Consider the following 25,608-nt stretch of genomic DNA (forward strand, 5'->3'; position numbering starts at 1 on the left):
TCGCGGCGGTAAAGCGCGGTGCTACAGCGTACAACGTTCTAGCTCGTGCAAATAAATAAAATTGGGCGCTTTCACTCCGGCGTGCTTGCGGATTTCCAGCAGTTCCGCCGATTCGAAAAAGCGGCGGGCCTTTTCCAAACAAGACCACTGCGAAAAATGGACGATGTTGTTCGCATCCTCGTCATAGCGTAGCAATTGGTAACTGATTTCGCCGGCACTTTTTCTGATGCCCGCCGCTTGGTCGAAAATGGTCTTCCATGCCGGATAAGACTCGACCTCGTGAATAATCAAAACATACTGCATACTGGCGATTTGGTGGGTTGTGGTCCGGATGATGATACAGAAAAAGTCGCGTGTGCTGGGCGAGCTTTTCTTTTCAACGTAGTTCATTACCTCCGCTAGCGGTTGCAGGCTTGCGCCGCCGGATTCGAAGCGCTCGAAGCCGGCGGCTAAAAGCCGGTTACTGATTGCCGAAAAACGCCGCCAGCGCTGCAGCGCGGTCGGCGGCTACGATTTGCGCGTGAGGCCGGCTTTCGATCAGTTGCATATAGCTCTCGATGCCCGGAATGTGGCTGTTGACCAGGTTTTCGCCGTAAATCTTTTGGGTGGCGAAGCCGACCAGTTGCAAATGCGGCCAGGCGACGACATCCGCAGCGGTGAACGAATCGCCCAGCGCGTAAGGCGCCAGTTTCAACATTTTGGCCAAGCCGGCCAAACCGGTGTCGAGTTTTTGCCGGACTTCATCCTTGGTCTCCTGCGACACGCTGCCGCCGAATAGCGCTTCCGCATACAGACGGCGGGCAATCAGTTCCACGTTCAGCTCGATGTGCTGGATAAACTCCCGGCATTTAGCGCGTTCGAATCCGTTTGCCGGATACAGCGGATGTTGCGGAAACGCGTCTTCCAGGTATTCCAAAATCGCCTGCGATTCCGACAAATAGCCCTCTGCGGTTTTGATGAACGGAACCTTGCCCAGCGGCGAGCGTTTCAACACCGCTTCGGTTTGGCTCGGGCGTAAGGCTTCCTCGACGAAGGCGATTTCCTTTTCCATCAACGCCAGTTTAACTTTGTTGTAATAGTTGCTGATTGCTATGCCGTATAAAGTAATCATCGAATGATCTCCATCAAGTAAAAGTGTTTTCAGAACAGACCGGTCAGTCTGTTGCAATAATACAGACCGGTCGGTATAGTTGCAACTCCGTTTTTGCAAATATCTGCGTATGGCCCGTAATCTTCAGCAACATATCCTCGACGTCGCTTCGGAACTGTTTTACAGCCAAGGGATAAAAACCACTGGCGTCGATGCCATCGTCAAGGCCGCAGGCACCACCAAGATGAGCCTGTATAAATATTTTCCGTCCAAGGACGACTTGGTGGTCGCGCATTTGAGTAAAAGCCGGGCCAATTTACAGGAGGTTATCGAAGCGGAACTGGCCCAAGCCGGCGACGATCCGCAGCGAAAGCTGCTGGCTGTATTCGACGTGTTCGAACGGCTGCAAGCCAGCCCGGCCTTTCGCGGCTGTCCGTTCATCAATGCCTCGGCCGAATTCGCCGAGATTGGCAGCCCGGTACAGCAGGCGGCTGCTGAATTCTCCGAAGGTTTTCGCCGCTTGCTGGCGAGGCTGGCCGCCGAGGCCGGCGCTCGCGATCCGGATAATTTGTCCAAACATTTATCGATGCTGATTGCCGGTGCACTGGTAAGGGAGCAGATGCAGCGCGGTTCGGCGCCGATGCGCGCCGCTCGCGAAGCCGCCGAGATCTTGATCGAACATGCCTGCGCGCAGTCCGGTCCCGCCGCACCGGCGTAACCGCATACAATAGCTCCACCGGCCGCACCGCGGCTTTCGTCGACACTATCGATCCATGTCATTACGCCAACTCGTATCCCAAACCGCCGTCTACGGCCTGAGCAGTATCCTCGGCCGCTTCCTGAATTACCTGCTGGTGCCGCTTTATACCTACACCTTCAGCACCGGCGAATACGGCGTCGTCTCGGAGTTCTACGCCTATGCCGGCTTTGTTGCAGTGCTGCTGGTATTGGGCCTGGAAACCGGCTATTTCCGCTTTCGGCAGCGGCCGGAATTCGCCGACGAACGGGTTTACCGCAACGCGCTGAGCCTGTTGCTGCTCGCCAATTTGGCTTTTGCCGGCGGCGTCTGGTTATGGCGGGAAGATTTGGCGGCCTGGTTACAATACCCGCAGCATCCGGAATATCCGCTCTGGTTTGCCTGGATATTGGCGCTGGATGCCTTGTCGGCTTTGCCGTTCGCCAAACTGCGGGCCGAGAATCGGGCCTGGCGCTTTGCCGGCATCAAAATGGCCGAGATTCTGATCGCCATCGGTTTGAATTTATTGCTGTTACTGCTCTGGCCCAAACTGGCGGCAATTTGGCCGGATAGCGCGATCGGCCGTTACTACGATCCGCAAGTCGGCGTCGGTTACATCTTTATCGCCAATCTGGCGGCCAGCGCCGCTAAGTTGTTGCTGCTGCTGCCGCAGTTCCGCGCCGTGCCGTTTGTTTTGGAGCGGGCGGTATTGGCGCCGGTGCTGCGCTACTCGCTGCCGATGATCGTGATCGGTCTGGCCGGTATGGTCAACGAAATGCTGGACCGGGCGATTTTGAAGCTGCTGTTGCCCTACGATCTGCAAACCAATCTGCAACAGTTGGGCATTTACGGCGCCTGTTACAAATTATCGATTTTGATGACCTTGTTCGTGCAGGCCTTTCGTTATGCCGGCGAGCCGTTTTTCTTTTCTTATGCCGGCCGGGACGACGCTAAACGCGCCTATGCCTTGGTGATGAAATATTTCGTGATTGCCGGCGTGTCGATCTTTTTGTTGGTGGCCTTGTTCATCGACCTGTTCCAATATTTCATCGGCGCCGAATTTCGCCAGGGGCTGGCCGTGGTGCCGATCTTGTTGATCGCGAATTTGCTGCTCGGCATCTACGTCAACTTGTCGGTCTGGTACAAACTGAGCGACCGCACCGGCCTCGGCGCCTGGGTGGCGCTGGCCGGTGCCGGCGTCACAGTGGCGTTGAATATCCTGCTGATTCCGGACTACGGCTACGTTGGTGCCGCCTGGGCCACGCTGGTTTGTTATGGATTTATGGTGTCGTTGTCCTGGGGCTTGGGCCGGATTTATTATCCGGTCGATTACCCGTTGCTCAAGATCGGGTTTTACTTTGCGTTGGGGCTGGGCCTGTATGGCGCCGACCGTTACGCGGTGGCGCAATACCAATGGGATGTTTGGCTTTGCGGCAGTTTGGGTATGCTGATTTATCTGGCGCTGGCGTACTGGCTGGACCTGAGGCCGGTACTGGGCAAGCGTCGGATTAACGGGTGAAGCCGCCCAGCACGTTGTCGGCAATGTCCTGGTGCAGATCGGCGAAGTCTTTCTCGCTTAAGCCGACAAAATTCAACACCAAGTCCTGGATTTCCAGCCATTCGTAATCCGGTTGATAGCCCCAAAACAATTTATCGATATGTTCGGCCATTTTCAGGATGGCCAGCAAACTGAGCTCGCTGGCGTCGCCGCGATCGCGCGCGGAGAAGCGCGACTTAACTTGGTGGTGGTCGCGAATCACATTGGCGATGCGCTTCTCCAAGCCCCAGGCACGCGCCAGAAAATAGCCCAGCACGGCATGTTCAACCTGGTATTGGCGGTCTTCCGCAGTGCAAATCGACTGTTCCGGCGTATTGATATGCTGCGACATGAACTCGGCATACCCGGCGAAATGCTGGGTCAGCAGCGGGTGGCCGGCGTTGTGGAACAAGCCCAGCATATAGGCTTCGTCCGGGCGCGGATAAAACACGGCGCGGGCGATGGCGGTCGCAGCCATTGCCACGTTTAGCGGCGAATCCCAAAAATTCGGCGGATTGGCGCCTTCGTTTTCTTCGAATACCCGTCGCAAAGCCAGACCGGCGACGATATTGACGATATTGCGCAGGCCGAGCAACGAGGTAGCATGCTGAATCGATACCGCTTTGGTGCGCAAACCGAAATACGGCGAATTCACACTACGCAGTACCAGCGCCGATAAACCGACATCCTGTGCCAGAATCTCGGCGATGGCGTCCAGTTCCGGATCGTCTTTCTGCAGTTCCTTATGCAGTTTGTCCAGTACGTGCGGGGCCGGAGGGATTTTGATGTTTTTTAAGGCCTTACGGACCAATTCGTCTTCGGTAGTATTTGTCATGGTTACCGGTCCTTAGGCCGAAAAAAAGATGCTTGCGGATACGATTGGCGCCGCTGTTCGGCGCGGCGCAAAATTTGTTCGCGGGTAGGGTTGTCAGAACTGCTCCACGAACGGATTTCATCCAGCGAGCGAAAGCAGCCCAGGCAAATATCGTTGTCGTCCAGGCAACAATTGCGGATACAGGGCGAGCGGACAAACGAATCGTCGGTCATCTATTATCGGTGTTTTCGAAAAACTGTTTGGCTGCTGTCACATCGAGACCGATCTGCTGCTTTAGTTGATCGAGCGAAGCAAAGCGGGTTTCGTCGCGCAGTTTGTGCTTGAAATGCACTTCGACGTATTGGCCGTAAATATCCTGGTTGAAATCGAATAAATGCGTCTCCAGTACCACTTTGGAGCCGCCATCGACGGTCGGCCGCGAGCCGACGTTAGCGACTCCCCGATATTCGGCATTGTCGAGCCCGGTCATCGTCACCGCGTAGACGCCGACAATCGGCGTGTTCTTGCGCTGCATCCGCACATTGGCGGTCGGGAACCCCAGCTCGCGGCCGCGTTTGTCGCCGTGAGCGACCCGGCCGCAGACCGAGTAATCCCGGCCCAGCATCGATTTGGCCTGAGCCAGATCGCCTTCCCCCAGCGCGTCGCGGATTAAAGTGCTGCTGACCCGTGACCCCGCCAATTCGAAGGAGTGGCTATCCTCCACGCTGAATCCGTAAGTTTCGCCGCGGTGCTGTAATAGCGCGAAGTTGCCGCGCCGGGCCTTGCCGAAATGAAAATCGTCACCGATCACCAAGTGTTTGACGTTCAGCCGCCGTACCAGGATGTCGGCGATGAATTGCTCGGCGTCGTAATCGGCCAGGCTGCGGTTGAACGGCATCACCAGCAATTCGTCGATCGGCAACTTGGCGAATTGAATGGCTTTTTCGCGCAAGCGGGTCAGACGCGACGGCGCGTGATCGGCCAAAAAATATTCCAGCGGTTGCGGTTCGAACACCATCGCCACGGTCGGCAAATTCAGCCGGCGGCCGTGTTCGGCCAGTTTGGTGATGACCAGTTGGTGGCCCAGATGCAGGCCGTCGAAGTTGCCGATCGTCAATACGCAGCCGTTGCGTAACGGCTCCAGATGATTTAGGCCTCGGATTAGACGCATGATCGCAAACGAGTTAAAAACGCCAATTCTACCAGTATGCGCAGACACAGGCCTACAGGCACCGGTTCCGGAGCGCGCGGCATCGCCGGTCTGACAATACGCGGCTGCGGAAACTGCACCCAGTATAGGCAGCCTGAGCCCATATTGGGTGCGCGCGGTCAAATATCGGACGTTCAAGCTATGGAGCGCTTCAAAGCTGGCTTGGTTTTATCTATTTGGCTACTCTCGGTATCCCCGCTGCAAGGCCCTGGTCCACCCCGTCTGGACTCGGTCGCGGATGGATTTTCGGATTTGTCCGACTACACTTGAAAAATCCAAATCGATCTTGCTACGGACTTCCGGATGGCGACTAAACCGACCAATACCTTGTACAACCACAACTCGACCGCAAAGCCGAGCGTGGTCAGTAAGAATCTGTTATCGGGCGAGGTCAAAGACGAAGATTGTCCCTGGGTCCAGGTCGGCCAGCTTTACCTGTCGGTGACGATAACCGGCGAAAACTCCTGGTTGCCGCTGGTCGCGTTGTTGCGCTCCCAAGGCCATAAGAATTTCAAGGTGTGTTCCGGACGCCACGGCGACATCCCGAATATCGTCGATAGAAAGGGTATGACGCTGAATGTGTTCGACAACAAGCACATTGCAGAAGACAAAACCATCAAGGCCAGAGCCCTGAAAGAGTTCCCCGACATTACCATCGAAATCATCGATACCCAGCAAAGCAAAACCGACCAGATTAAATGGTTGCAACAAGAAACCCAAAAACACCTGAAGTCCAATATCCCGGTGATTTACGCCTGGTGTTATTCGCTGTTTACGATGTGCGAATTCAGCATGCCGGCGGTTGGCGATTCGTTGAAACTCTACGAGAAAGTGGAATACGTCAACGCCCAGAATGCCGAGTTGAACAAAACCATCGCCGAATTGGTGCTGACGTATTTTCCCTGGGTGTTGAAAGGTTAGTCCCGGCGCAAAAGGCTTAAGCCCAAACCCGTTTGCCGCATCGCCAAGTTTTGACGGCCGGTTTTGCGTTTCAATTGGCGCTCAAATTATTGTTTGATTAAGATTAAGTCTTGAAACCCGGGCTCGAGGAACACCTATGGCTACCTTATTCTGGCTACAAACCGGCGCCTGCGGCGGTGAATCTTTAACTATTCTGTCGGCAGAGGCGCCAAGTTTGGAGCACTTGCTGTCAGACTGCGGCATCGACATGCTTTGGCATCCGTCGCTGTCCCATCAACCGATGCGCCAGCACGACGAGCTCTATCGGAGCATCGTCGCCGGTGAGCAAGCGCTGGATATTTTATGCGTGGAAGGCAGTATCGTCACAGCCCCGCGCGGCACCGGTTTGTACGACAGTTACCGCGGCACGGCGAAAATGGACATGGTGCGCGAGTTGGCGCAGCGGGCCGGGGTTGTGGTGGCGATGGGAACCTGCGCCGCCTTTGGCGGCGTCCATGCCGCTGCGCCCAATCCCGGCGACTGCGTCGGCTTGCAATTCGACCGCGACCGGCCGGGCGGTTTGCTGCCGCCGGAATGGCGGTCGCGACGCGGCCTGCCGGTCGTCAATGTCGCCGGTTGTCCGGCGCATCCGCACACGATGACGCAGACCCTGGCCGGCTTGGCGGCCGGCTGGTCGTTACCGTTGGACGAGTTGAATCGGCCGCAGGCCTTCTTCAATACCGTGGTGCATCAGGGCTGTACCCGTAACGAATACCACGAATACGACATTGAAGAACTGGAGCCGGGCGGTCGCGCCTGTCTGTTTTTCAATCTGGGTTGCCAGGGGCCGATGACGCAGGCGGTATGCAATAGCGATCTGTGGAATGGCGTGAGCAGTAAAACGCGGGCCGGTGTGCCTTGTTTCGGCTGTACCTCACCGAATTTTCCGCGCGACGCCGATCTGTTCGCCACGCCGAAAGTCGGCGAGATCCCGGTCCAATTGCCGTTGGGGGTCGAGCGTTCCCGCTATATGGCCTATAAGAATCTGGCCCGAGCCGCGGCACCGGCGCGGGTGCGCAACAAAGAAATGGATGTCTGATGGCCAAGATTGAACTGAACCTGAGTTTGAATCGAGTCGAGGGCGATCTGGAAATCGCTGTCGAGTTGGAGGATGGCGTCGTCAGCCAGGCGCGCACGGTTGGCACTCTTTACCGCGGCTTCGAGCAGATCATGTTGGGTCGGGCGCCGCGCGACGGATTGGTCATCACTCCCCGCGTCTGCGGTATTTGCGGCACGGCGCATCTGTATTCGGCGGTTTTGGCGCTGGAACAGGCCTGGCAGTTGCCGGTGCCGCCCAACGCGGTACGCATCCGCAATCTGTGCCTGATCGCGGAAGGCATACAGAACGATCTGCGTCAGACCTTTCTATTCTTTACCCCGGACTTCTGCAACCCCCGCTATAGCGACCGGCCTTGGTTTGCCGAGCTGATGGATGCCTTCGAGCCGTTTCGCGGCTCGGTTTACCGGCAGACGCTGGCGCTGAGCCGCAAGGCGGTCGAGATCGTCGCCCAATTCGGCGGGCAATGGCCGCATTCTTCTTACATGTTGCCGGGCGGCGTCACCACTCCGCCAGACCTGCGCCGAATTATTGCCTGCCGGGCGGTATTGGATGAGATTCAGCGTTGGTACGAGCAGACCGTTATCGGCGCTGGGCTCGACGATTGGTTGGCGCTGGACAGTGCCGATGCTTATTTCAGCTGGCTGGAAACCCCGGCCCATGCCGCCAGTGCGCTCGGCTTGCTGAGCCGTAGTGCGCGTGGGCTCGGCTTGCAACGCATGGCGGCCGGCACGCCGCATATGCTGAGTTACGGCGCCTGGTGCGATCCGGAGCAGCCGCAGGACCGGCTGGTGCCGGGAGGGTTTTTCGACGGCGATAGCGGCCAGATTGCGCCGTTGGATCAGCAGATGATTAACGAACATGTGCGACACTCCTGGTTCAAGCCTTACCCAGGCGGATTGCATCCGTCAAACGGCGAAACCATTCCCGATTTCCAACCCAATAGCGACCGCTATACCTGGGCGAAGGCGCCGCGTTACGGCGATAGGGCGGTTCAGACCGGACCGTTGGCCGAATTATTGATTGGGGGCGATGCCTTGATCGAGTCTTTGCACGCGTTGGAAGGCGGCAATGCCTGGCTCCGGCAATTCGCCAGGGTACGGCGCATCGCCTACGAACTGATTTGCGCTCGGCGGATGCTGGACGAATTGAGCGTCGATTTTTCCCAACCGCATATCTTCAACCCGGGCAAGTCGGCCGAGGTCGACGGCGAGGGTTTTGGTCTGATCATGGCCGCGCGTGGTGCCTTGGGGCACTGGGTAAAGATCAAGGACGGCGCGATTGCCCGCTATCAAATCGTCACGCCCACCGCATGGAACGCGTCGCCGCGCGACAGTAACGGCCTGCCGGGCCATTGGGAGCAAAGTTTGGTCGGCGTCGCAGTACAGGATCCGGATGACCCGATAGAAATCGGCCACATCATTCGTTCTCACGATCCCTGCCTGGTCTGCACCGTGCATATGCTGGATACCGGCAAAAAACGCCATTTTTCGGCTTGAGCAAGCGAGGCGTGACGGCGTGCGGCATATTCTGTGTTTCGGTAATCCCCTGCACGGAGACGACGGCTTCGGGCCGGCCGTCTATCGCCGCTTGGCCGAGTTGCCGCAGCCCGGCGATTTGCGCTTGTTCGATGCCGGTACGCCGGGCCTTTCCGCGCTGGTCCTGTTTCAGGATTGCTGCGAAGCGGTGATTGTCGACGCTTCGGCTCCGGCCGGCCAACCCGGCAGGCTGCGTGAATTGCCGGCGGCAGCGATCGCTACGGAACCGACAGCGGTCGGCCACGGCCACGGTGTCGGCTTTCTGTTGCGGGCTCTCGCAGCATTGCCCGAGGCGCCTCCCGCCTTACGCGTCGTCACTGCGGAAGCCGCCAGCGTGGTCTCGTTCCGGCCTGGTTTGTCGGCGCCGGTCGCCCTGGCGGTCGAGCGGACGGTGGACTTGCTGCGCGGGTATTTCGAGATCGAATCGACATGACCGAGGCGGAGCTGAAGCAGGAATTGGAACGGTTACGGACCGAAGTAACCGCTTTAAGGCTGGCCAATGCGGCGTTGGAGCAGCAGATGAGCCAGGATGCCGAGCATACCGACGCGATGTTAAAAGCCTTGGAGTCGCAAAGTAATGCCTTGCGCGAAGCCAATCGGCTATACCGCCACCAAAGCGATTTTATCGAGCGGGTAATGGATAGTACCGGAGCGCTGATGATCGTTCTCGGCCCGGAGGGAAAGGTGCGTCAGATCAACCAGCTCTGCGCCCAGGAATTGGCGGAGTCGGAACAGGTTTTGCATCAAGGCGCGGCCGACGGTTGGCTGCATCCGGCCGAGGTGCAACGTCTGCAGACCGAGCTTGGGCAGGTGCCCTGGCCGATTTACTCGCCGTTGTACGAGATGGTGCGCAGCCGCGGCGTTTATGCCGCGGAACACCGCTTGCGCAGCGGCGACGGAAGTTTTCGCCACTACTGGTTGAAAGGGGTTTTGCTACACAACCCGCAAGGCAAGGAAGAGGGGGCGGTGATTTGTGCCACCGACGTTACCGAATTGAAGCAACAGGAAGAGCGTCTGCGCCGCAGCGAGAGCTTGTTGAAAGAAGCTCAGCACATTGCGCAGTTGGGCCATTGGGAACTCGATTTGGCCAGTGGCCGCTTAGCATGGTCGGACGAGGTTTTTCCGATTTTCGAAGTGGAACCGGCGGAGCCTCCGCCGAGTTACGAGGCGTTTTTGGCCTTGGTGCATCCTGACGACCGCGAGCAAGTCGACCGGGTTTTTAAAGCATCCGTCGACAACCTGGTGCCCTACGATATCGAGTACCGCTTACGGTTTGCCGACGGCCGCGTCAAATGGGTGCACGTTCGCGCCCAGAATTATTACTCCGCCGAGGGCCGGCCGTTGCGTTCGGTCGGTACCGTGCAGGACATTACCGATCAACAATTGGTCGACGAGCAATTGCGCCTGGCGGCCAGCGTGTTCGATAACAGTCTGAATGCAATTCTGATTACCGATGCCAAGGCCCAGATTCTGAAGATCAACCAAGTCTTTAGTAGCGTTATGGGTTATGCGCCGGAGGAAGTGATCGGCCGCAAGCTGAACGTGCTGAAGTCCGGCCGCCATACCAAGCAGTTTTACCAAAATCTATGGACTTCGTTGCGGCGGGAAGGGAAATGGCAAGGCGAGATTTGGGACAGGCGCAAGGACGGCGCGTTGATCCCGCTGTGGCAGAACATTTCTTCGGTACGCGATAGCGACGGCCGGGTGATTCGTTACATCAGTGTGTTTTACGATCTCAGCGAACAAAAGCAGAACGCGGAACACATCCATTATCTGGCCTATTACGACGCGTTGACCGATTTGCCCAACCGCCAGTTTTTTCGCGAGCGTTGCGAACATGGCTTGGCGGTCGCCCGCCGCAGCAAACAATCCCTGGCATTGCTGTTTCTGGACTTGGACCGATTCAAACACGTCAACGACAGCCTGGGACACCCGGTCGGCGACGAGGTGCTGCGGATGGCCGGCCAGCGTTTGAAGGATAGTTTGCGTCAAGGCGACACCGTGGCGCGTTTGGGCGGCGACGAGTTCATCATCCTGTTGGATAACAATCCCAGCTTGGGCGATACCGAAATTGTCGCCGGCAAGGTGTTGCAGGCGCTGGCGCAACCGTTTTTGGTACAAGGCCATAAGTTGGAAATCGGCACCTCGATCGGCATCAGCCTGTTTCCGGGCCACGGCGATGACTACACCACCTTGGTCAAGCATGCCGATCTGGCCATGTATCAAGCGAAAGAACGCGGGCGCGGCAATTTTCAGTTTTTCGAATCGCATTTGACCGAGCGGGCCAAAGAGCGCTTGTTTCTGGAGGGCGAATTGCGCGATGCCTTGGAACGCGGCGAACTGGAGGTGCACTACCAGCCGCAGTATGCGCTGGCGGACGGCGCGCTGATCGGGGCGGAAGCCTTAGTGCGCTGGCGGCATCGGGAGCGGGGCATGATCCCGCCGGACAAGTTTATCGTCATTGCGGAAGATTCCGATTTAATCGTCCCGATCGGGGAGTTTGTGTTGCGCACAGCCTGCCGCCAAGCCCGGACCTGGATCGAGGGCGGCACTAGCTTCAAGCGGATGGCGGTCAATTTGTCGGGTGCGCAAATCGAACGCAGCGATGTGTTGGAAATGGTGGGCCGGGTTTTGGCGGAAACCGGCTTATCGCCGCACTATCTGGAGCTGGAGATTACCGAGACTTACATCATGCGTCAGGCGCAGCGCAACATCCGGGTCATGGAGGCGTTGCGCGGCCTGGGCGTGGCATTGGCGATCGACGATTTCGGTACCGGCCAGTCTTCGCTGAGTTATTTGAAGCGTTTACCGGTAGACAAATTGAAGATCGATCGCCCCTTCGTGATGGATATCCCCCAGGACGCCAACGACAGCGCGATTACCCGTTCAATATTGGCTTTGGGCCATAGTCTGCGGCTTACGGTGTTGGCGGAAGGGGTGGAAACCGACGAGCAATTGGCGTTTCTAAAGGATTTGGCCTGCGACGAAGTACAAGGCTATTTATTCAGTCCGCCGCTGGACGCCGATCATTTCAATCGGTTGTTGTATCGGCAGAAGCCGTGACGCGGTGCAAGGCGAGGCCGTTTCGGCAAGGTTGGGGGGCGACAAAAAGAGCCCCCACCTTGAGCAAAAGTGGGGGCCGTCGAGGTTACTTCTTCACATCGAGGAGGCACAACAAAATCAGACGCGCACCGGTTTGGCTGTTTGCAAATTGGCCGTTAGAGACGCGGTACCGAACAGCATGGTGGATAGAATGAATTGTCCGGATACGAAACTCAGAATGCCGGCAACGAAAAACAGGCCGGTGGTGATGTCGCGGTAAAAAGTGGGGGTGTTCATTTTTTTGCTCCTTCGATCGGGGATCGGCGAGTGGCTGCGTTGGGTTAACTTTATGCTTTGTTTTTCGGGTTTACAATGGTGTCAAAAATTCATTTATTATTTCTTTTAAGTAAATAATTCTGGGATTGCGGATTGGCCGTTTTGGAGTAAGATTGAATAATTTGTAATCGGCATTTGGATGCGGGCCAATTTCAATCCGCACTGAAATGCAAGCAGTCCGTTGTTAGTTATTGGTTTGTCGCTCATGGATCACGAACGAATCGCCGCCCGCATTGAACATGTCTCTATGGCCACCGGCATTGTTGCCGGCTTGTCCGCCGCTGCCGCCGCGGCGGTGCAACCAACCGGACTGAGCGCATTCGGAGTTTGGCTGGGTTTGGTGGACGAGCCGTTGATCGTCACGCTGGCGCCGATCTTCGGTTGGTTGGCGACTGCCGCCGGTACGCTCTCGGGCAGCGCCTACTTCGTCGCGCAATGGCAAAAACGCCGATTCCGCAAGCAAGCGGCAGCCAAGTCGGCTACAACCGATTTATCGGCCGTGCCGGCGAAAGACGACACCTAAGCGGTCGACAGTCTCCCGCCCTTGGGGGCAGACGGCATGTTCCGCTCCCTAAGGCCCGCCATCCTTTATAATGCCGGGCCAATTCCGCCTCCGTGCCGCTGCCGATGATAGATACCTTGTACATCGAATCCGCTGTCGAATCTCACCCGCGTGCTCAGGCGATTCGGGAGCGTTTTCCGAAGGCGCGGACCGTGTTTTGCGAGCGCTTCGGCGAAGTGTTCAATCCCAAGGCGCAGAATTTTCGCCTGCAAAAGCAACGCCCGGCACTGATTTTGGCCGAGAAATTCCAGAAATTCGTATTACCGGCGCCTGCCGGCTACGGCATCGGCGGTCAGCGCAATTACTACTTCTCCCACATGCTGAACTGCCTGTACGACTGCCGCTATTGCTTTCTGCAAGGCATGTACCAGTCGGCCAATTACGTGTTATTCGTCAATTACGAGGATTTTCAGGCCCGGATTCGCGAGATTTGCGCCGAGACGCCGGCAGACGACGTGTATTTTTTCTCCGGCTACGATTGCGACAGCCTGGCTTTCGAGCCGGTCACCGGTTTTGCCGAACAGTTCTTGCCGCTGTTCGCCGATGTGCCTAACGCCTGGCTGGAACTGCGCACCAAGAGTACCCAGATCAGAACCTTGCTGAACCGGCAGCCGGTGGCGCGCTGCGTGGTGGCATTCAGTCTGGCGCCGGACGTCGTGGCCGACAAAGTCGAAGCCAAGGCGCCTCCCGTCGCCAAACGTATCGAAGCGGCAGCCAAACTGCAGCGGCAGGGCTGGCCGATCGGGTTACGTTTCGATCCGGTGATCTACCAGCACGACTACCGGCAGATTTACCGCGAGCTATTCGAGCAGGTGTTCGCTAAGATCGATCCGTTCAAACTGCATTCGGCCAGCCTGGGGGTGTTTCGCTTGCCTGATCAGTATTTCAAGAAAATCCACAAGTTGTACCCGGACGAAAAATTGTTTGCCAGCCCGTTTCAAACCGCGGCGGGGATGGTGAGCTACCGGGCCGAGCTGGAGCAGGCCATGATGGCGGACTGCAGCCGGATGCTGCTGGAATACATCCCGCAAGATGCGTTTTTTCCATGCACGCTGTAAAACGCAACGTGCTGGTCACCGGCGCCAGCTCTGGTATCGGTCGGGCGATAGCCCGGCGTTTGTTGGCCCAGGGCCATCGCGTGGTCGGCTTGTCGCGCGATGGCCGGCGATTCCAGACCGAGCATCCCGGTTTTGCCGCGGTGGAGATGGATTTGGCCGAACTGGAACGCTTACCGGCCGCCGCCAGACAAATACAGCAACTGGCGCCGGAACTGGACACGGCGGTGTTTGCCGCCGGCTACGGCCAGTTCGGCGGCTTGGAGCAGTTTTCCGCGGCGCAGATCGAACGGCTGATGACGGTCAACTTTACCGCCCAAGCCTGTCTGACCCGTTTGTTGTTACCCAAGCTGAAGCAGCGTCCCTTCGCCAATTTGGTTTACATCGGTTCCGAGGCCGCGTTGAAAGGCAGTCGTAACGGCAGCATTTATTGCGCGAGCAAATTCGCCGTACGCGGTTTCAGCCAGGCTTTGCGCGACGAATGCGGCAAGAGTCCGGTGCGGGTCTCGCTGGTCAACCCCGGTATGGTCGATACCGAATTTTTCGAGTCGTTGGGATTTATGCCCGGCAAGCAGGCCGGCCAAGCGTTGCATGCCGACGACGTGGTCGATGCGGTAATGTATATTTTGCAAGCCGGACCGCACTGCGTGATCGACGAAATCAATCTTAATCCTGCCAGCAAAGTCATCGAATTCAAGAAATAAGCATGTTCGCCAAACTCGTCGTTTATTGCGCGTACTACCTGAAAGCGGCGCACTGGTACAAGTGCAGCAAGGCGTTCTTTTTCGATTTGCTGGAAAATCGGCAAAGCCGGCGCAAAAAGTATTTCGATGCGACGATGATCCTGTTGCTGGTGTCGAGCGTGATCTTTTTGATCTACGACATCGAGCACACCGACAGCAAGATGGGCGGTTATTTCGAGCTGGCGATTCTGATGGTGTTCATCGTCGAATATCTGCTCAGGGGCTGGATTTATTCCGACACCTACAAAATCGTGATCGAAGAATACGAAAAAGCCCTGTACCTGAATCTGCCGTTCAAGCTGTCAGGGATCTACAAAAAACTGGTCGCCAAGGATCTGGAATACGTTACCTCGGTATTTGCCGTGATCGACGTACTGGCAATTCTACCCAGTTACCGGCCGCTGGACATTTTGCGGATTTTCATTATTTTCCGCTTATTCAAGCTGTTCCGATACTCGGATAGCGCCAAGTTGTTTGCCGACGCGCTGGCCAGCAAGCGTTTCGAATTGACCACACTGTTGATCTTTACCTGCTTTCTGGTCTTCATCGCCAGCGTGTCGATTTACATGTTCGAATACCAGAATAATGCCGGCGTCAACACCCTGTTCGATGCGTTTTATTGGACCGTCGTCACGCTGGCGACCGTCGGTTTCGGCGATATTACCCCGCAGACTACCGGCGGGCGGTGGGTGACGATTTTTCTGATTCTGGCCAGTCTGGGCGTGTTGTCGTTCTTCACCTCGATTCTGATTGCCGCCTTCAGCGAAAAAATGCTGTCGGTCCGGGAAAGCCGCACCTATGCCGAGTTGGCGCATTACGATAACTTCATCATTATTTGCGGTTTCGGCCGGGTGGGCCAGGAAATTGCCCGTCATTTGCACGAAGAGCAGAAGAAATTCGTCATCATCGACAAATCGCCGTTCAAGGTGCAGGCCGCAAAATCGCGCGGGTATTTAGCCATCGAAAACGATGCCAGCAATAACGATGTATTACTGAATGCCGGCATTTGCCGCGGGGCGACGGCGATTTTGTGCATTACCGGCGACGATGTGGTCAACGTCTACATCACGCTGACCAGCCGGCATTTGAATAAGGAATTACGCATCATTTCCCGCGCCAACCGCCACGACAACGTTAACAAGTTGTATCAGGCCGGCGCCAACCAGGTGATCCGGCCGTTCGAAATCGCCGGGATGTTGGCTGCGGAGTTCGTCGGCCAGCCGGTGGCCTTCGAAGCGATTTCCGGCATTCTGCAAAGCCAGAGCGACATTGTGATGGAGTCGGTGTTGGTTAGCGAGAAATCGCCGTTGGAGGACCAAAATATCGGCCAGCTCGATCTGGAGCAACGTAAATTAACTTTGCTCGGCGTGATCAGCGCCAATCCGATTCATTTGAAACACAAGAACAAGTACCCGGTGAACCAGCAGCATTTTTATTTCAATCCGGCCCGTCAGTTCATTTTGCGTCGCGGCGACATCCTGGTGCTGTTGGGACGTAAGTACGGCATCGACCACTTTCGCGATCAGGTCGAGCAGCGCCGCCTGTTTGCCAGGAAGTCGATATGAAACAGATCGCCGTGTTCGGCTATAACCGGCTGTCGTTCGAGGCCATCAGCCGCTTGGATAAGGAGTTTTACCGGATCGTGGTGATCGACCACGACCCGGTCAAAGCCGCCTTGGCGCGGGAAAACGGCTTCGAGACCGCCAACATCGATTTCCGCAGCGACGACGATTTGCGGCTGGCCGGCGTCGGCGGCCACATCGATACATTGTTCTGCTTTTTCGATACCGATTCGGAAAACGTGTTCCTGACCCTGTCGGCGCGGGCGCTGGACCCGAATCTGAACATCGTCGCCATCGTCGATAGCCCGGAATCGGCCGAGAAGCTGATTGCGGCCGGCGCCAATAAGATTATCGATCCTTATGAAATCTGCGGCCGCAAGATTCACGACATGTTGAAAAGGCCGGATATCACCGAAATTTTCGACCACACCGTGTTCGGCCGCCACGATTTGCATCTGGCCGAAGTGGCGATTCCAGAGCACAGCTTTCTGGAAAACATGCATGCCAGTCAACTGGAACTGGGGTCGCAATACAACTTACTGCTGATCGGCATCGTCAATAAAAAGGTCAGCGACCGCTTGCACTTCGTCGGCGAGGAAATCGACCGTCGGCTCAACGTCGGCGATATTTTGGTCATTTTGGGCCCGTCTCGGGAAATCAGGGCGTTCAAACAAGACGTCGAAAACGAGTATTGCCATGTTGGTCCCAAATAGGCGACGCGCTGCCGGCTAGCGTTTCTCGGCCAAGCCCAGCCAGCGCGCAAATACGGCCAGTGAAAAGCCCTGGAGCAACACCGACATCACCACGATAAAGCTGACCAGCACGAAAATTTCGCCCGCTTCATTCACACCGGCCGCCAACGGAAATGTCGCGAGCACGATCGGCACCGAGCCGCGCAGGCCGACCCAGGACACCAGCAGTTTTTCCTTGAAGCCGATGTCGGCCCAGCACAGGCTGACGAAGACGCTGACCGGGCGCGCCACGAACATCAGGAACAAGCTGATTGCCATGGCGACGCTGGCCAGGGCCGGCAGTTCGGCGCCGTAAGGCACCGACAGCATGCCCAGCGTCAAAAACATGATGATTTGCATCAGCCAGGCGAAGCTGTCGTGAAAGGCGTTGATGTACTGCTGGTGAATCACCTTGCGGTTACCGGCGACGATGCCGGCCACGTAAACCGCCAAAAAGCCGTTGCCGTGCGTGAAGGTGGCGACTGCGTAAGTCAACAACACCAACGCAATCGAGGCGATGGCATACAGGCCGGCCGAACTCAGACCCAGGTGATTGAGCAGCCAGACCATGAAGCGGCCGGCGGCGTAGCCGATGCCGACGCCTATCGTCAATTGGATCGCCAGAAAGCTGCCGCCCTGCAGAAACGCAGCCTCGCCGCCGGCCGAGTAATTCAGCAGGCTGGCCGTCAGCAATACCGCCATCGGGTCGTTGCTGCTGGATTCCAGTTCCAGCAGCGGTTGCAATTTGCCTTTCAAGGCAATGTGGCTGGAGCGCAGCACCGAAAACACCGCCGCCGCGTCGGTGGACGAGACGATCGCCGCCAGTAACAAGCCCTGTTGCAGGCTGATGCCGTGCACGCCCAGCGAAAAGGTGCTGAACGAGCCCAAAATAAACCAGGCGAAACTGCCCAGCAACAGCATCGTGATCAAGACGCCGAACGTCGACAGACACAGTCCCTGCCACAACACCGGCCGGATGTTGGGCCAATGCGAATCCAGGCCGCCGGTGAATAGAATGAATATCAGCGCGAAATCGCCGATAAACTTGGCAATTTCCGGACTACGCAATTCCGGGCCGCCGAATTCGCCGATCAGCCAGCCGGTCAACAGAAAGAACAGCAAGGACGGAATGCCGACCTTGGCCGCCAACTTACTGGAGAAAACGCTGATCAACAGCAGGCTGGCTCCAATCAGGCTGGCTAATTCAACTGACGGCATCGGTGGTATCCTGTATTTCGGCTGCGACGCTGGAAAAATGCGGCAATTAAACCGGGGGTTAAAGGTGGTAATGTTATCCGCAAGTCCGGTGCGGGGGTGGATTTCCCGGCTCGGGCGGAGATGGTTTAGTAAGCTAAGGCTTAACGGTTGGTCTTCAGCCTGGTCCGGCAGCGAACGCTTAAACCGCCCGCTTACCTCAAACTGCGCACCCATCCGGGCGGCGCGAGCGGCGCAACCAAACGGCATTGGGCCTCAGGGTGCCAGTCCGGCAGGCCGTACCTTAACCGATTCGTTCACTCTACTTGGCTAATTTTTGCGTATGAATTTTATAAAACTGAGCCCCCGCATTGCTTTCTTACTGGGTTTTGCGGCTTGCGCCGCGCTGTTGGGCGTCGGCGCGTATTTGCAATTCGTCGAAGAGCTGGAGCCTTGCCCGCTATGCATATCCCAGCGTTTGGCAATCTTGGCGACCGGCGTCGTGTTCTTGCTGGCCGGCCTGCATAATCGCGGCCGTAAGGTTTATGCGGTGGTGAGCGCCGTTACTGCCTTGAGCGGCGCCAGTGTTTCGGCTCGCCACGTTTGGCTGCAGCATTTGCCGCCGGAAGAGGTGCCGGAATGCAGTCCGGGTCTGGAATACATGTTTCAGCATTTTCCGTTGGCCGATACCGTCAAATTGATGCTGAGCGGTACCGGTGAATGCGCGAAAGTGGATTGGACTCTGTTGGGTTTCAGTATTCCGGCCTGGACCTTGTTGGCGTTTCTGTTGCTGGCGGCCTGGGGCGGATTGCAATTCGTTAACGGCGGCGATCGCCCGGTCAGCGAATGAAGCCGTTGCCGGGTGGCAAGCCTTGCGCGATTGCGTCGTATCGACACAGTCGCTCAACAGGTTATGCACAAAAACGGGGCGCGCCCGCTGTCGACCTATTTCGGTGCCTGCCGACAAATAACACAGATTAGTTTTTCTGGTAACTTGTTGATTTTAATTGGATTAGTTGTCTGGCTGAAATTTGCCCAATTTAAAAAAATTGTAATAAAAACCGACACTAAGCGGCAGGGCTTAAAGCTAATCCACAGAGTTATCCACAGATTTTGTGGGTAACTCGAGTTTTTTCAATGTCGTTAAACACTTAGCGGCGCTATATCAAAAACGCCTCATCAAATATGTCCAACTGTGACGCCTCCAACAAACTAATTTTGAAAGTTGCGGCGCCCGTACCATTAGATCGCATCTTCGATTACTTGCCGCCGGCAGGATATGACGGGGCCGAGTTGGGTCCGGGCAGCAGAGTTCTGGTGCCGTTCGGCAGGCGTTCGCAAGTTGGAGTTTTGCTGGCCGTGGCGGCCGAGTCGGCCGTAGCCGTCGAGCGTCTGAAGCCGGCAATTGCGGTTTTAGATTCGGTGCCGCTGTTGTCCGAGGCCGATATGAAACTGCTGCACTGGGCCGCCCGCTATTACCATCACCCGCTCGGCGAAGTAATGGCCGCCGCGTTCCCGGTCGCATTGCGCCAGGGGCGGCCGGCCCTGTTGGAATTACCATACGGATACGGCCTCAGCCGTTTGGGCCGGCAAACCGATTTGCAGCAACTGCGCCGAGCGCCGAAGCAACTGGCCCTGTTGCAACGCTTGCAGACCGGGCCGTTGCCGGATGCCGCGCTTACCGACGCGCGGGCGGCATTGAAGGCTTTGCTGGATAAAGGCTTGGTCGAGCGCCTGGATTTGACGCCGGCCGCGGCAGATCCGGTCGCCGAGTCGCCGTTGCTTGCCAATCCCGAGCAACAAGCGGCGATAGACAATGTGGTTGGTGGATTGGGGCGGTTTTCGGTTGCAGTACTGGAGGGCGTCACCGGCAGCGGCAAGACCGAAGTCTATATGCAGATCATTGCCAGCGTATTGGCGCAGGGCAAGCAGGTCTTGGTGCTGTTGCCGGAAATCAGTCTGACGCCGCAACTCGAACAACGCTTTCGTCGCCGCTTCGCCGTGGCTATGGTGGCGACCCACTCCAAACTCACCGACAGTCAGCGCTTGCAGGCCTGGTTGAGTATGCAGCAGGGGCGGGCGGCGATCATGCTCGGTACCCGTTCCGCGTTGTTCACTCCTATGCAGCGGCCGGGCCTGATCATTCTCGACGAAGAACACGACAGCTCGTTCAAACAGCAGGAGGGCTTTCGCTTCTCCGCCCGCGACGTGGCCGTGGCCCGCGCCAAGATGCTGGATATTCCGGTATTGCTGGGCTCGGCCACGCCGTCGCTGGAAAGTCTGGCCAATGTCGCCGACGGCCGCTACCGCTTGCTGCATTTGCCGAACCGGGCCGGCGCGGCGGTGGCGCCCAGCTTTCAGTTACTGGATATCCGCAACAAGCGGCTGCAATCCGGCCTGTCCGAACCGTTGTTGGCGGAAATGCGTACGGCATTGGACGACGGGCAGCAGGTATTGCTGTTTCTGAATCGGCGCGGTTTCGCCCCGGTACAAATCTGCCACGGTTGCGGCTGGGTATCGCGCTGCCGCCGCTGCGACGCCAATCTGGTGATCCACTCCGCCGAGCGATTGTTGCGCTGTCACCATTGCGGTGCCGAGCATCCGCTGATCAAACTCTGCCCGGCCTGCAACACCGGCGAATTGCAGGCGCTGGGGCTCGGCACCGAACGTATCGAGCAGACTCTGGCCGAATTGTTCCCGGAACGACACCTAGTGCGGCTGGACAAGGACACGACGCAACGCAAAGGCGCACTGGAGGGCTATCTGGAGCAAATCCACGCCGGCCGGGCCGACATCATCCTCGGTACCCAGATGTTGGCCAAGGGCCACCATTTTCCGGGCGTGACGCTGGTGGCGATTCTGGACATCGATAGCGGCCTGTTCAGTATCGACTTTCACGGTGCGGAGCGCCTGGCGCAATTGATCGTGCAGGTGGCCGGCCGGGCCGGGCGGGCCGAGCGGCCGGGCCGGGTGATTTTGCAGACCCGCCAGCCGCAACATCCGCTGCTGAATACCTTGTTGCGGCAGGGTTACCGCGCCTTTGCCGACAGTGCATTGCAGGAGCGGTGCCAGGCTTGCTTGCCGCCGTTCAGCCACCAGGCCCTGTTGCGGGCGCAAGCGGCCGGCAGCGATGCGCCGCGCCGGTTTCTGCAGGCCGTCTGCAGCGCAATCGCCGAGCTGGGTGCCGGCAGTACCCAAGTCTTGGGGCCGGTTGCGGCACCGATGGCAAGGCGCGCCGGCGCCTACCGTTACCAATTGTTGTTGCAAAGTGCGCAGCGCAAAGATTTGCACCGCTTGTTGGATGCACTGGTCCCCAGAATCCACCAACTCCCGGAGGCAAAAAAAGTCCGTTGGTCTCTGGATGTCGACCCGTTGGATTTGTACTGAGCCGACGGCAAAATCCGGCTTAGCGGCTACGGTTTTATGTAATAATTTCGCCCCTTTGTGACTGGTTCACAATTAGAACCATGGCTATCTTTGCCGTTCCGGTCTCGAGTCGGAAAAGGTATCCGTACCTAATAACTAAAAATATAACAAAGGGGTGTTTTCCGATGTGCTGGAGTGGAGAGGCGTCAGGCGTTTTGGCTGCCGCAGGTTTAGCAACCGCCGTTTTCGTGGCGTACAAGGGCGAGTCAAAAGAGCTGTGGATTCCGTTGACCTATTTTGCGTTGATGGAACTGCTACAGGCGGCGACATACGTTTATATCGATTTATGCGATAACCCTAATAATCAGGTGTTGACCCTGCTTGGCTATCTACATATCGCGTTTCAGCCGTTCTTCGTGAATATGGTGGCGATGTACTTCGTGCCGGAAAGCGTCAAGTTAAAGATTCGCACCACGGTCTATACGCTGTGTGCGATCAGTTCGTTGGCGATGCTGATCAAAATGTACCCTTTCGCCTGGGCCGGCGATTGCGTGCCGGGTACCGAAGGCTTCTGCGGTACCCAAACTTGCTCGGTATCCGGCGCCTGGCACATCGCCTGGCAAATGCCGTTGAACGGGTTGATGTCGCAGCCGGTGGAATGGTTGCTCGGCTTCAACTGGGGCTTGCATGCCTTTGCCTATATCCTGGCGGCGTTTTATTTGCCGATCATTTACGGTTCCTGGCGTTTCGTCGCCTTCCATTATTTGATAGGGCCGTGGATTTCCGACATTACCACCGACGATCCAAACGAGTATTGCGCGGTCTGGTGCCTGTTTTCGATCGCGTTGTGCGTGTCGGTGATCAAGACGCCGATCCGCAAGCATCTGCATGTCACCAAATGGCCGTTTTACCAACGCGAAGTGGGCGATAGCTTGTAAGTCATGGCCGTTAGCAAACAGGACATTCTCGACGCGTTTCATTTCCGCCACGCCTGCAAGGAATTCGACGCCGAACGCAAAATCCCCGGCGCCGATTTCGACTTTATCCTGGAAACGGCCCGGCTGTCGCCGAGTTCGTTCGGGCTGGAGCCGTGGCGGTTTCTGGTGGTGCAAAATCCGCAATTGCGCGAAACGCTGCGCGAATTTACCTGGGGCGGGCAAAAGCAATTGCCGACCGCCAGCCACGTAGTGCTGACCCTGGTGCGCAAGAGTTACTTCATGCGTTACGACAGCGCCTATCTGCAGTACATGATGCGCGAAGTCCAGCACTATCCGGAAGACATTATTCAGTTGCGTAGCGGCCTGATCGAAAAATTCCAGCGCAGCGATTTCGATCTGCTGGGATCGGAGCGCACGCTGACCGATTGGGCCACCCGCCAAACCTATCTGCCGTTGGCCAATATGATGACGGCGGCGGCGCTGATCGGTATCGATTCCTGTCCGATCGAGGGCTTCGAGCGTGCCGAAGTCGAGCGGATTCTGGCCGAACAGGCCGGTGTCGATCTCGCGCAGTGGGTGGCGGCGTATATGGTGGCTTTCGGTTACCGGAAAAATCCGCCGCCGCGGCCGAAAACCCGGCAAAGCCTGGAGCAAGTGGTCGAATGGCTGGCGTAGTTTGAGCTAGCCGAACGCCTTGCTTTCCCGCCCGGCGGCTATCCGCGCCGGGCGTTTAACTCCCCTCCAGCGCCACCGATGGCGGCGCACCCGGCAAATCCGCCGGTTCTCGAGTAGCGGCCGGCCGGTATCCGGCCAGCGATGGCGTTGGCATCGGGCTCGGTCGATTTAGTCTAAAATTGCCCCTAGTGACACTCGGCGGGATCTTTGTTGTATGCTCGCTGGCTGTGGTGATCGATAACAATTAATCCAAAAAAGATTTCACCCAGGAGTTAACCATGCCCCGCTTTCTGTTTCTCGCCGTCTGCGCCGCTTGCTTTGGCACGGCCGCTACGGCGCAACCGGTGTCGACCGAAGAGGAGGAGCGGGCGCTGTCGCAGATCTACGGCGGCGAGGAAATGGTCAGTATCGCCTCCGGCTACAAACAGCCGATTTCGCAAGCGCCGTCGATCGCCACGGTGATTACCGCCAACGATATCAAAGCCATCGGCGCCACCGATATCGACGAAGTCCTGGAAACCGTGCCCGGTTTGCATGTGCAGCGCAATACCATCGGTTACAACCCGATCTACACCTTCCGCGGGATTTTCTCGCAGTTCAATCAACAGGTGCTGATGATGGTCAACGGCATCCCGATCACCAATTCCTACACCGGCAGCCGCAGCGAAGTTTGGGGCGGCATGCCGATCCGCGATATCGCCCGGATCGAAGTGGTGCGTGGGCCGGGCTCCGCAGTGTACGGCGCCGACGCCTTCGCCGGGGTAATCAACGTCATCACCAAAACCCGCCAGGACATCGACGGTAGCGAAATCGGCGGCCGCGTCGGCAGTTTCGATAGCTACGACGGTTGGGCCTTGCACGGCGCCGAGTGGGCCGGCTTCGACGTGGCTTTGGCGGTGGAATACCATAATACCGCCGGACAAAATGCGGTGGTCGATGCCGATTTGCAAACCCAGTTCGACCGGCTGTTCGGTACTAGCGCCTCGCTGGCGCCGGGGCCGCTGAGCCTGTCGCGCGAGAACCTGGACGCCCGTATCGATTTGGCGCGCGGCCATTGGCGATTTCGCGGCGGCCTGCAACACCGCGGCAATTTCGGGGTCGGTTCCGGCGTGGCCCAGACGCTGGATTCGACGGCCCGCTACGGCAGCGACCGCTGGAACGCCGATATCACCTACCAAAATACCGATATCGAAAATTGGGAATGGACCAGCCAGGCCAGCTATTTCGAAACCAGCCAGGAAATAGAACGCAATCTGACCTTGTTTCCGCCCGGTACCCGGTTGCCGATCGGCGCCAACGGCCAAATCGGCGCCGGCGCCCCGGTCACGTTTCCGAACGGCTATATCGGCAATCCGGAAGTGTGGGAGCGCCACGTCCGAATCAGCCAGATGCTGGCCTACAGCGGTTTTCGCCGGCACCAGATCCGTAGCGGGATCGGCTTCAATTACGACAGCCTGTTCCAGGCCCGCGTCAGTCAGAATTTCGGCATCGATCCGGGGTCCGGGCTGCCGATACCGTCGTTGCCGGGCATTCCGCTAATCGACGTGTCCGGGACTGCGTCGACCTTCATTCCGGAAGTGGACCGTAAAATCGCCTACCTGTTTTTTCAGGACCAGTGGAATTTCGCCAACGACTGGACTTTGACCGCCGGCGCCCGCTACGACCGCTATTCCGATTTCGGCAATACCTTCAACCCCAGGGCGGCCTTGATCTGGGAGGCCGATTACGACCTGACCGCAAAATTGATGTACGGTTCGGCCTTTCGGGCGCCGTCGTTCCAGGAAATGTACATCCTGAACAATCCGGCCCAGATCGGCAATCCGCAACTCAAGCCGGAGACCATGGAGAATCTGGAATTGGGCTTCGATTACCGCCCGGCCGACGGTTTACGTCTGGGCCTGAATTTTTTCGGCTACTGGTGGAAAGATATCATCCGCTTCGTGCCGGATAGCAATGCCACCACCGCCACGGCCCAGAACCGCGGGGCGCAACAGGGTTACGGCGGCGAATTCGAAGCGGAATGGCAGGCGGCCGATACCCTGAAATTGGTCGGCAACTACGCCTACCAGCGCAGCCGCGACGAAACCTTGCATCACGATGCCGGTTACGGGCCGCAGCATCAGCTTTATCTTAGGATGAACTGGCAGTTTTTACCCGACTGGAGCTTCAGCCCGCAGGCCAAATGGATCGTCGGCCGCAGCCGCAGTTTCGGCGACAGCCGTGAGCCGGTGGCCGACTACACCTGGGTCGATTTGACCCTGCGCCGGCAAAATCTGGCCAAGCATATGGAACTGGCCTTCTCGGTGCGCAATTTATTCGACGTCAGCGCCCGCGAACCGAGTTTGGCCGGCAGTCCGCAGCCCGGCATTCCCAACGACTTGCCGTTGGCGCCGCGCAGTTTCTACGGCGAAATCAGCGTGAAATTTTGAGGCGCCGGCCACTGCCCCCCCTTCCCAGCGAAA

The 25,608-nt window shown here is 57.6% G+C and carries 24 protein-coding genes; 17 read left to right on the forward strand and 7 right to left on the reverse strand.

What is annotated here, in order from left to right; genetic code table 11:
- Positions 1-21: 21 nt before the first annotated feature.
- Positions 22-390: an antibiotic biosynthesis monooxygenase gene (locus tag AC0IM9_RS10315; RefSeq protein WP_482803931.1), complete on the reverse strand. Its 369-nt coding sequence runs from the start codon at positions 388-390 to the stop codon at positions 22-24.
- Between the two features lie 70 nt (positions 391-460).
- The gene (locus AC0IM9_RS10320; protein ID WP_140912737.1) at positions 461-1,111 is read right to left on the reverse strand and encodes a glutathione S-transferase family protein; all 651 of its coding nucleotides are present in this window, start codon (positions 1,109-1,111) and stop codon (positions 461-463) included.
- A gap of 109 nt (positions 1,112-1,220) precedes the next feature.
- On the opposite strand from AC0IM9_RS10320, the gene AC0IM9_RS10325 reads away from it, so the two are divergent.
- Both AC0IM9_RS10325 and AC0IM9_RS10330 read left to right on the forward strand, forming a co-directional pair.
- On the forward strand, positions 1,221-1,808 hold the full coding sequence (locus AC0IM9_RS10325; protein WP_482803932.1) for a TetR/AcrR family transcriptional regulator: 588 nt from the start codon (positions 1,221-1,223) through the stop codon (positions 1,806-1,808).
- A gap of 55 nt (positions 1,809-1,863) precedes the next feature.
- The gene (locus AC0IM9_RS10330; protein WP_482803933.1) at positions 1,864-3,345 is read left to right on the forward strand and encodes a lipopolysaccharide biosynthesis protein; all 1,482 of its coding nucleotides are present in this window, start codon (positions 1,864-1,866) and stop codon (positions 3,343-3,345) included.
- On the opposite strand, the gene AC0IM9_RS10335 is transcribed toward AC0IM9_RS10330, so the two are convergent.
- Genes AC0IM9_RS10335 through ribF form a run of 3 tightly spaced genes read right to left on the reverse strand, consistent with a single transcriptional unit; the run spans position 3,335 to position 5,348 of the window.
- On the reverse strand, positions 3,335-4,198 hold the full coding sequence (locus tag AC0IM9_RS10335) for an HDOD domain-containing protein (RefSeq protein ID WP_140912734.1): 864 nt from the start codon (positions 4,196-4,198) through the stop codon (positions 3,335-3,337). The genes AC0IM9_RS10330 and AC0IM9_RS10335 overlap by 11 nt on opposite strands.
- A gap of 2 nt (positions 4,199-4,200) precedes the next feature.
- Positions 4,201-4,410: a DUF1289 domain-containing protein gene (locus tag AC0IM9_RS10340; RefSeq protein WP_445371757.1), complete on the reverse strand. Its 210-nt coding sequence runs from the start codon at positions 4,408-4,410 to the stop codon at positions 4,201-4,203.
- Complete coding sequence (ribF, locus tag AC0IM9_RS10345) at positions 4,407-5,348, reverse strand: bifunctional riboflavin kinase/FAD synthetase (RefSeq protein WP_482803934.1); 942 nt, start codon at positions 5,346-5,348, stop codon at positions 4,407-4,409. The genes AC0IM9_RS10340 and ribF overlap by 4 nt, the downstream gene beginning before the upstream one ends.
- Positions 5,349-5,690: 342 nt before the next feature.
- Between ribF and AC0IM9_RS10350 the strand changes: the two genes are divergently transcribed.
- The 5 genes from AC0IM9_RS10350 to AC0IM9_RS10370 all read left to right on the forward strand — a co-directional run bounded on the left by AC0IM9_RS10350 (position 5,691) and on the right by AC0IM9_RS10370 (position 12,005).
- Positions 5,691-6,308, forward strand: coding sequence for a hypothetical protein (locus tag AC0IM9_RS10350; RefSeq protein ID WP_482803935.1), 618 nt, complete (start codon positions 5,691-5,693; stop codon positions 6,306-6,308).
- Between the two features lie 136 nt (positions 6,309-6,444).
- A complete protein-coding gene (locus tag AC0IM9_RS10355; RefSeq protein ID WP_482803936.1) occupies positions 6,445-7,386 on the forward strand; it encodes an NADH-quinone oxidoreductase subunit B family protein in 942 nt (313 codons plus the stop codon).
- Entirely contained in the window at positions 7,386-8,903 is a 1,518-nt protein-coding gene (locus AC0IM9_RS10360; protein WP_482803937.1) for a nickel-dependent hydrogenase large subunit, read from the forward strand. Before AC0IM9_RS10355 ends, AC0IM9_RS10360 begins: the two co-directional genes overlap by 1 nt.
- 19 nt (positions 8,904-8,922) lie before the next feature.
- On the forward strand, positions 8,923-9,375 hold the full coding sequence (locus tag AC0IM9_RS10365) for a hydrogenase maturation protease (RefSeq protein WP_482803938.1): 453 nt from the start codon (positions 8,923-8,925) through the stop codon (positions 9,373-9,375).
- Positions 9,372-12,005 (forward strand): sensor domain-containing protein, encoded by a 2,634-nt coding sequence (locus AC0IM9_RS10370; protein WP_482803939.1) that lies wholly within the window; start codon positions 9,372-9,374, stop codon positions 12,003-12,005. The genes AC0IM9_RS10365 and AC0IM9_RS10370 overlap by 4 nt, the downstream gene beginning before the upstream one ends.
- 117 nt (positions 12,006-12,122) lie before the next feature.
- On the opposite strand, the gene AC0IM9_RS10375 is transcribed toward AC0IM9_RS10370, so the two are convergent.
- Positions 12,123-12,281: a hypothetical protein gene (locus AC0IM9_RS10375; RefSeq protein ID WP_186289590.1), complete on the reverse strand. Its 159-nt coding sequence runs from the start codon at positions 12,279-12,281 to the stop codon at positions 12,123-12,125.
- A 244-nt stretch (positions 12,282-12,525) separates the two neighbouring features.
- On the opposite strand from AC0IM9_RS10375, the gene AC0IM9_RS10380 reads away from it, so the two are divergent.
- From AC0IM9_RS10380 to AC0IM9_RS10400, 5 genes are all read left to right on the forward strand, one after another.
- Positions 12,526-12,843: a hypothetical protein gene (locus AC0IM9_RS10380; RefSeq protein ID WP_140912727.1), complete on the forward strand. Its 318-nt coding sequence runs from the start codon at positions 12,526-12,528 to the stop codon at positions 12,841-12,843.
- Between the two features lie 104 nt (positions 12,844-12,947).
- Positions 12,948-13,940 (forward strand): SPL family radical SAM protein, encoded by a 993-nt coding sequence (locus AC0IM9_RS10385; protein ID WP_482803940.1) that lies wholly within the window; start codon positions 12,948-12,950, stop codon positions 13,938-13,940.
- A complete protein-coding gene (locus AC0IM9_RS10390) occupies positions 13,928-14,641 on the forward strand; it encodes an SDR family oxidoreductase (protein ID WP_482803941.1) in 714 nt (237 codons plus the stop codon). The genes AC0IM9_RS10385 and AC0IM9_RS10390 overlap by 13 nt, the downstream gene beginning before the upstream one ends.
- A 2-nt stretch (positions 14,642-14,643) precedes the next feature.
- The gene (locus AC0IM9_RS10395; protein ID WP_482803942.1) at positions 14,644-16,245 is read left to right on the forward strand and encodes an NAD-binding protein; all 1,602 of its coding nucleotides are present in this window, start codon (positions 14,644-14,646) and stop codon (positions 16,243-16,245) included.
- On the forward strand, positions 16,242-16,955 hold the full coding sequence (locus tag AC0IM9_RS10400; RefSeq protein ID WP_482803943.1) for a potassium channel family protein: 714 nt from the start codon (positions 16,242-16,244) through the stop codon (positions 16,953-16,955). Before AC0IM9_RS10395 ends, AC0IM9_RS10400 begins: the two co-directional genes overlap by 4 nt.
- Positions 16,956-16,970: 15 nt before the next feature.
- On the opposite strand, the gene AC0IM9_RS10405 is transcribed toward AC0IM9_RS10400, so the two are convergent.
- The gene (locus AC0IM9_RS10405; protein WP_482803944.1) at positions 16,971-18,191 is read right to left on the reverse strand and encodes a potassium/proton antiporter; all 1,221 of its coding nucleotides are present in this window, start codon (positions 18,189-18,191) and stop codon (positions 16,971-16,973) included.
- Between the two features lie 319 nt (positions 18,192-18,510).
- Here AC0IM9_RS10405 and AC0IM9_RS10410 point away from each other — a divergent pair, with 319 nt between their 5' ends.
- The 5 genes from AC0IM9_RS10410 to AC0IM9_RS10430 all read left to right on the forward strand — a co-directional run bounded on the left by AC0IM9_RS10410 (position 18,511) and on the right by AC0IM9_RS10430 (position 25,575).
- Positions 18,511-19,017 carry a disulfide bond formation protein B gene (locus AC0IM9_RS10410; RefSeq protein WP_482803945.1) on the forward strand — a complete coding sequence of 169 codons (507 nt, stop codon included), beginning with the start codon at positions 18,511-18,513 and terminating at the stop codon, positions 19,015-19,017.
- A gap of 335 nt (positions 19,018-19,352) precedes the next feature.
- The gene (locus tag AC0IM9_RS10415) at positions 19,353-21,554 is read left to right on the forward strand and encodes a primosomal protein N' (protein WP_482803946.1); all 2,202 of its coding nucleotides are present in this window, start codon (positions 19,353-19,355) and stop codon (positions 21,552-21,554) included.
- Between the two features lie 164 nt (positions 21,555-21,718).
- On the forward strand, positions 21,719-22,471 hold the full coding sequence (locus AC0IM9_RS10420; protein WP_482803947.1) for a DUF5765 domain-containing protein: 753 nt from the start codon (positions 21,719-21,721) through the stop codon (positions 22,469-22,471).
- Between the two features lie 3 nt (positions 22,472-22,474).
- On the forward strand, positions 22,475-23,146 hold the full coding sequence (locus AC0IM9_RS10425; protein WP_482803948.1) for an NAD(P)H-dependent oxidoreductase: 672 nt from the start codon (positions 22,475-22,477) through the stop codon (positions 23,144-23,146).
- Between the two features lie 278 nt (positions 23,147-23,424).
- Positions 23,425-25,575 carry a TonB-dependent receptor plug domain-containing protein gene (locus tag AC0IM9_RS10430; RefSeq protein ID WP_482803949.1) on the forward strand — a complete coding sequence of 717 codons (2,151 nt, stop codon included), beginning with the start codon at positions 23,425-23,427 and terminating at the stop codon, positions 25,573-25,575.
- The last annotated feature ends 33 nt before the right edge of the window (positions 25,576-25,608 follow it).

It is taken from the genome of Methylomonas sp. Uni0011, assembly GCF_056850255.1.

Coding starts and splice junctions, on each gene's coding strand:
- AC0IM9_RS10405 (WP_482803944.1), bottom strand. CDS start 18,191: ATGCCGTCAGTTGAATTAGCCAGCCTGATTGGAGCCAGCCTGCTGTTG.
- AC0IM9_RS10425 (WP_482803948.1), top strand. CDS start 22,475: ATGGCCGTTAGCAAACAGGACATTCTCGACGCGTTTCATTTCCGCCAC.
- AC0IM9_RS10400 (WP_482803943.1), top strand. CDS start 16,242: ATGAAACAGATCGCCGTGTTCGGCTATAACCGGCTGTCGTTCGAGGCC.
- AC0IM9_RS10395 (WP_482803942.1), top strand. CDS start 14,644: ATGTTCGCCAAACTCGTCGTTTATTGCGCGTACTACCTGAAAGCGGCG.
- AC0IM9_RS10330 (WP_482803933.1), top strand. CDS start 1,864: ATGTCATTACGCCAACTCGTATCCCAAACCGCCGTCTACGGCCTGAGC.
- AC0IM9_RS10375 (WP_186289590.1), bottom strand. CDS start 12,281: ATGAACACCCCCACTTTTTACCGCGACATCACCACCGGCCTGTTTTTC.
- AC0IM9_RS10350 (WP_482803935.1), top strand. CDS start 5,691: ATGGCGACTAAACCGACCAATACCTTGTACAACCACAACTCGACCGCA.
- AC0IM9_RS10325 (WP_482803932.1), top strand. CDS start 1,221: ATGGCCCGTAATCTTCAGCAACATATCCTCGACGTCGCTTCGGAACTG.
- AC0IM9_RS10320 (WP_140912737.1), bottom strand. CDS start 1,111: ATGATTACTTTATACGGCATAGCAATCAGCAACTATTACAACAAAGTT.
- AC0IM9_RS10410 (WP_482803945.1), top strand. CDS start 18,511: ATGAATTTTATAAAACTGAGCCCCCGCATTGCTTTCTTACTGGGTTTT.
- ribF (WP_482803934.1), bottom strand. CDS start 5,348: ATGCGTCTAATCCGAGGCCTAAATCATCTGGAGCCGTTACGCAACGGC.
- AC0IM9_RS10390 (WP_482803941.1), top strand. CDS start 13,928: ATGCACGCTGTAAAACGCAACGTGCTGGTCACCGGCGCCAGCTCTGGT.
- AC0IM9_RS10380 (WP_140912727.1), top strand. CDS start 12,526: ATGGATCACGAACGAATCGCCGCCCGCATTGAACATGTCTCTATGGCC.
- AC0IM9_RS10315 (WP_482803931.1), bottom strand. CDS start 390: ATGAACTACGTTGAAAAGAAAAGCTCGCCCAGCACACGCGACTTTTTC.
- AC0IM9_RS10420 (WP_482803947.1), top strand. CDS start 21,719: ATGTGCTGGAGTGGAGAGGCGTCAGGCGTTTTGGCTGCCGCAGGTTTA.
- AC0IM9_RS10430 (WP_482803949.1), top strand. CDS start 23,425: ATGCCCCGCTTTCTGTTTCTCGCCGTCTGCGCCGCTTGCTTTGGCACG.
- AC0IM9_RS10385 (WP_482803940.1), top strand. CDS start 12,948: ATGATAGATACCTTGTACATCGAATCCGCTGTCGAATCTCACCCGCGT.
- AC0IM9_RS10370 (WP_482803939.1), top strand. CDS start 9,372: ATGACCGAGGCGGAGCTGAAGCAGGAATTGGAACGGTTACGGACCGAA.
- AC0IM9_RS10415 (WP_482803946.1), top strand. CDS start 19,353: ATGTCCAACTGTGACGCCTCCAACAAACTAATTTTGAAAGTTGCGGCG.
- AC0IM9_RS10355 (WP_482803936.1), top strand. CDS start 6,445: ATGGCTACCTTATTCTGGCTACAAACCGGCGCCTGCGGCGGTGAATCT.
- AC0IM9_RS10340 (WP_445371757.1), bottom strand. CDS start 4,410: ATGACCGACGATTCGTTTGTCCGCTCGCCCTGTATCCGCAATTGTTGC.
- AC0IM9_RS10360 (WP_482803937.1), top strand. CDS start 7,386: ATGGCCAAGATTGAACTGAACCTGAGTTTGAATCGAGTCGAGGGCGAT.
- AC0IM9_RS10335 (WP_140912734.1), bottom strand. CDS start 4,198: ATGACAAATACTACCGAAGACGAATTGGTCCGTAAGGCCTTAAAAAAC.